This is a genomic window from Archangium sp. (assembly GCF_036389735.1).
Classification (GTDB): domain Bacteria; phylum Myxococcota; class Myxococcia; order Myxococcales; family Myxococcaceae; genus Archangium.
Genome location: NZ_DASVWK010000386.1, coordinates 1 through 4613, shown reverse-complemented (window position 1 = coordinate 4613; position 4613 = coordinate 1). Strand labels below are relative to the sequence as shown.

At 66.8% G+C, this 4613-nt stretch carries 7 protein-coding genes; 5 read left to right on the top strand and 2 right to left on the bottom strand.

Features of this window, described 5'->3' with window-relative positions:
• Positions 1-197: Mpo1-like protein (locus VF794_RS13700; RefSeq protein WP_331110470.1), on the bottom strand; the 197-nt coding region annotated here is incomplete at its 3' end.
• Between the two features lie 34 nt (positions 198-231).
• Complete coding sequence (prmA, locus tag VF794_RS13695) at positions 232-1113, bottom strand: 50S ribosomal protein L11 methyltransferase (protein ID WP_331110468.1); 882 nt, start codon at positions 1111-1113, stop codon at positions 232-234.
• Positions 1114-1365: 252 nt separating this feature from the next.
• Between prmA and VF794_RS13690 the strand changes: the two genes are divergently transcribed.
• From VF794_RS13690 to VF794_RS13670, 5 genes are all read left to right on the top strand, one after another.
• On the top strand, positions 1366-2151 hold the full coding sequence (locus tag VF794_RS13690; RefSeq protein WP_331110466.1) for a prepilin-type N-terminal cleavage/methylation domain-containing protein: 786 nt from the start codon (positions 1366-1368) through the stop codon (positions 2149-2151).
• Between the two features lie 5 nt (positions 2152-2156).
• Positions 2157-2702 (top strand): hypothetical protein, encoded by a 546-nt coding sequence (locus tag VF794_RS13685; RefSeq protein WP_331110464.1) that lies wholly within the window; start codon positions 2157-2159, stop codon positions 2700-2702.
• Positions 2702-3820 (top strand): PilW family protein, encoded by a 1119-nt coding sequence (locus VF794_RS13680; RefSeq protein WP_331110462.1) that lies wholly within the window; start codon positions 2702-2704, stop codon positions 3818-3820. Before VF794_RS13685 ends, VF794_RS13680 begins: the two co-directional genes overlap by 1 nt.
• Positions 3821-3830: 10 nt before the next feature.
• Complete coding sequence (locus tag VF794_RS13675; RefSeq protein ID WP_331110460.1) at positions 3831-4364, top strand: hypothetical protein; 534 nt, start codon at positions 3831-3833, stop codon at positions 4362-4364.
• Between the two features lie 10 nt (positions 4365-4374).
• The coding region (locus tag VF794_RS13670; protein WP_331110458.1) for a hypothetical protein at positions 4375-4613 on the top strand (239 nt) is incomplete at its 3' end.

Here is a 4613-nt window from a genome sequence, read left to right as displayed (position 1 = left end):
AGGGCCCAGGCGACGAAGGCGAGGGTGAGGGAGCCGCCCGGGAGCAAGGGGACGGAGACGAGCCGTACCCAGTCCAGCATGGCGACGATGTGCAGGACGATGAGGGGGATGGCCACCTTGTGGGTGAGCCGGTTGGTGGGGTGCTGGTGGGACGAGATGTACTCGTCGAAGAGCGCCTGGGTCTGTGGCTTCAGCATGGGAAGAGTCTAATGCCTCGGCCACGCCACCGTCCTACGGGATCGCCCGCTTCGCGTGGAAGTCCAGCCGCACCCACTCGCCCTGCTGGGCGCCCGGCTCCGCCACCAGGCCGAGGTTCACGTACGCGGCCTCCACGTCCGCCTTCTGGTGCGACAGCACGCCGGCCAGCACCAACCTGTCCTTCACCTTGGCGACGATGAGCGGCGCCAGCTCGATGAGCGTATTGGCGAGGATGTTGGCCACCACCAGATCGAAGCGGCCCTCCACCGCCGTCAGCTCCTTGCCGGACATCTCCACCTCGGGCGTGCCATTGACCTCGGCGTTCTCCCGCGCCAGCTCCACGGACACCGGATCATTGTCCGTCCCCACCACCCGGCTGGCTCCGAGCCGCTTGGCGGCGATCGCCAACACGCCCGTACCTGTCCCCACATCCAGCACATCCGCGCCCGGATGTGCGGCCATATAGGCATCCACCGCACCCAGACACAGAGAAGTGGTGGGATGGTCACCCGTGCCGAAGGCCATCTTCGGCTCGATGACGAGGCGCACCTTGTCCGGTGTCGCGTTCTGCACATCCCAGGGCGGCCCCACCCAGAGCCTGCCTACCTGCACGGACTTGATGTGCGCCTTCCAGGCATTGCTCCAGTCCTGCTGCTGCTGCTCCTCGAGCTGCGTGCGGGCCGAGGGGAAGGCCTCGGCCAGCTCCGCGCGAGCGGCCTCGGCCGTCTCCGCGTCCTCGAAGTAGGCCACGACAATGGCCTCTCCCACCGAGGGGGCACGCACCCCGGGCATGATGGGCTGCTCCCGGTCCCTCACCTCCAGTCCCATGGCGCCCGCCTCGTGCAGCAGGTCCTGGGCGGCTTCCGACTCCGACTCCGGCAGATCCACGGTGAGTGATTGATAAGTCCCCGTCATGGCGCCTCCTCGTGGTTCGCGTTGCTTCCGGGAAGATGCCGGGATGGCTCCAGCCGGAAAAGAAATTTTCCAGGGCGCACGCTTGCTTCGTCGCCCCCTCCGCGACGGAGTTGGGGATGCGATATGCCCCATCGGAATTTGCGGTAAGCTGGTACGCCGAAGACCAGGAGTAGCGGTCGGAATCAACTTGTTTTCGTGCGCCCTCGGGATGGTTGGTGGTCGGGGTGGGTGGGCGCCCATGATGGACTCCCTATGAAGCGTACCCATCGCAATGCCGGTTTCTCCCTGGTGGAAATGTCGACCGCCGTGGGCATTGTCGCCATCCTCGCCGCCCTCTCGTACGCCGCGCTGGAGGTGCTGCCTCAGCGCACGCGCCTGACGGGTGGCGCGCTCGAGTTCTCCGCGGTGCTGTCGAGTGCCCGCTCCCACGCGTACGGCCGCAACGAGCGTGTGGCGGTGCTGCTCAACGCGGACGGTCCCAACGCCGGCCAGCCCATCAGATACTGGGTGCTGGTGGATTCCTGGTCGAACCTCCAGGAGGCGATGAAGTCCACTCCCGGGTGGCAGGACGCGTCGGTGAACCTGACGCCGCCCCCGCCCGCTGCTTCGGGCAGCGCGTACCGGCTGATCGACTCGGGGCACTTCAACCCCTCGGTGCGGGTGCTGGCGGGGGGCTACAAGGCCGCCGTCGGCTCGGTGGCGCATCCGGGGTGCACCGGGCCACTCGGCTCGAAGATCGGCCTCGCCCAGGGACCCACGACGGGTTCCGACACCTTCCCGCCGCCCTTCTGTTTCGTCCCCAACGACAAGCCCTGCACCTTCTGCTCGGGGGATGGCTCCGCGCTCAATCCCTTCCGGGGCGCCGTCTTCTTCGAACCGGATGGCACGGTGGTATTCTACGATGGGGCGGGCAATGCGTCCGTGGACGGGGCGGGCTCCATCACCTTCCTGCCCGTGGGCGGCGGCGGCATCAGGACGTCCCAGGCGGTCGTCATCACCAACACCGGCATCGTCCGGACCTTCTCGGCCTCGAGGTGAACTCCATGCAGCGACGAGTTCCTTTCCGCCAGCCCAATGGCTTCACGACGGTCGAGGCGATGATCGCCGCGGTCGTGTTCCTGCTCGGTCTCGCCGGGCTGCTCGGCGCGCTCGTGCAGGCGCGCAACGCCACCGGTCAGGCGCGCCGGCTCATGCAGGCCACGGACGTCGCCAACGACCTGTCCGAGCAGATTCAAATGTGGGACGTGACTGATCCGCGACTGGCCGAGACCACCGGCCCGTGCGGGTTGGATCCGCTCGACGAAGAGGGGGCGTTGTCCTCGGAGGGCGCCGAGTTCGACAGCTACCTCGCCTGCATGCACAACGAGACGACCCTCAAGCTGCCGGGCACCAAGTTCGGCGGTCTGGCGGAGCCCGTCTTCCTCGACGAGCTCGGCAACGCGACGAGGTACAACCGCTACTACATCGTGCGCTACATCGTGCGCGATGACGTGCGGCGCCTCCACGTCTGGGTGAAGGTGTTCTATAAGGACGCGGGCGTGCAGCGCCACGTGACCACGAGCGGGATTCGCATTCTGGGAGGCGGGTAATGCGGCGCCAGCGCCAGCAGAGAGGCTTCACGCTCATCGAGCTGATGGTGGGCTCGGTCGTGACTTTCGTCACCGTGCTCGCGGTCTCCGCGGCCTTCCTCGGCTACACCCAGTCCTTCTACACGCAGGCGGGCATTCGCGGCGGGCAGGCCTCGCTGCGCCAGACGCACCAGATGCTGGTGCGCAACCTGCGCATGGCCGGCTATGGCATCGATCCGCCCAACGCCTTCGCCTTCCCCACCGGCTGGGCCGACGACGCGAGCCGCAACCGCTCGGATCGGCTCGTCTTCCGCATGCGCGACCCGGCGTTCAACGCGTACGTCGAGAGCATCACGGACACGTCTCTCACCCTGCCCAGCGCCAGTCCGCTGACGGAGCGGCTGCGCAAGGGGCAGATCCTCCAGGTGATGTGTCCGGGAGGTGTCGGCTGGACCTATGTGCAGCTCAGCGCGGAGGCCGCCGTGGGCGACACCGCGCTGGCGCTGGTGGCGGGCAACGGCAAGTTCCCCAACCTGAATGACTTCTCGCCGACTTGTTTTGGCACCGCGGCCGGTGGGCGCTCGGTGCTCCTCTTCAAGATCGACGTCTACGACTACTCCGTCCAGCTGATCGACGATGACAGCGATGCGTCCACGCCGGGCCGGCCCTACCTGTTCCGTCGGCATGGGCTGGACGAGAAGTCCCCGGAAGCGCTCGGTGAGCCGGTGGCCGAGGACATCGAGGCGCTGCGCGTCACCTTCCTGCGGGCTGACGGCACGGAGTTCACGCCCAACCCCGCCGATCCGGCGCCCGGCTACCGCACGCCGCTCAATGACCCGTCGCGGGCCAGCAACAACCCGGCCAACATCCGCGCCGTGCGCATCGGGCTGGTGGCGCGCAGCAGCACCCGGGACGCCGGCAGTGGCCCCGGGAAGATGAACCAGATCCCCGCTTTCGGAGGGCGGCCGAAGCTGAACGGGCCCCACGGTTTCCGGCGCACCCTCTCCGAGATGTCCGTACAGATTCGCAACATGCGTTCCTCGCAGATGCCCGTTCCCGTCTATTCGCTCGACAGGACGCCGTCAGGTGGGTGTGATGGCGTCGTCCCTAGTGACGATCGGGTCTGCGCTGGAGGCTAGGAGGATTCCCATGAAGAAACGCCTCGGCAAACGTGGTTCCGTGCTGTTGCTGGTGGTGGTCCTGCTGGCGGTGATCAGCCTGCTGGCGGCCGCCGCTGTGACCTTCTCGCAGAGCGAGCTGGGTGCTGCCCGGAACGAGAAGACCGGTGACGAGCTCCTGGCGTGTGCGGACGCGGGCCGTCAGTACATGCTCTCGCAATTGAGCGTGCTGGAGAAGCCCATCAAGGACCCCAGCATCATCAAGGACCCCGGCATCATCAACGTGGACATGAACTCGGCCAGCGATGATGCGAACTGCCCCAGTGTGGGTGAAGTCCCGACTGGCATGCGATGTGCGCGGAGCGGCCACATTGGGCGTGTACAGGTGACAGGTGTCACCAAACTGGAAACCACGGCGGGTGGTAACCGGGAAGACATGAAGGACATCACCAACACCGCGGGAAATCCCATGTTTGGTGGAGTTCCGCATAAGATTGTCGTCCACTGTAAGGACGAGACCGGTCGAGAGACCGAAGTGGAGTTCGTGGTGCGGTTCGGCCTCTAGGAGCTTTTTTATGATGCGCATCGACTTCGACGCCGTGCGACGCCGCCTGGGCACTCCCCTGGCGCGCAGGGTGGGAGTGACCGCGGGGGTGTTGGTTGCGGGGGCCATGGGACTGTGGGCCCTGCCAGGCCGTTCGGGCAATGTTCCCCTGCCCGACAAGGCCGCTTGCTGCACCGGCGCCGTGTCGGTCGGTGACACGATGATCAGTCCCGCCGTGGGCGGCGACAAGGACTTCTTCGAGGTGCCGTC

What these genes read in the sequence shown, in the direction of transcription:
- prmA (WP_331110468.1), bottom strand. Translation starts at nt 1,113, where the DNA reads ATGACGGGGACTTATCAATCACTCACCGTGGATCTGCCGGAGTCGGAG.
- VF794_RS13690 (WP_331110466.1), top strand. Translation starts at nt 1,366, where the DNA reads ATGAAGCGTACCCATCGCAATGCCGGTTTCTCCCTGGTGGAAATGTCG.
- VF794_RS13685 (WP_331110464.1), top strand. Translation starts at nt 2,157, where the DNA reads ATGCAGCGACGAGTTCCTTTCCGCCAGCCCAATGGCTTCACGACGGTC.
- VF794_RS13680 (WP_331110462.1), top strand. Translation starts at nt 2,702, where the DNA reads ATGCGGCGCCAGCGCCAGCAGAGAGGCTTCACGCTCATCGAGCTGATG.
- VF794_RS13675 (WP_331110460.1), top strand. Translation starts at nt 3,831, where the DNA reads ATGAAGAAACGCCTCGGCAAACGTGGTTCCGTGCTGTTGCTGGTGGTG.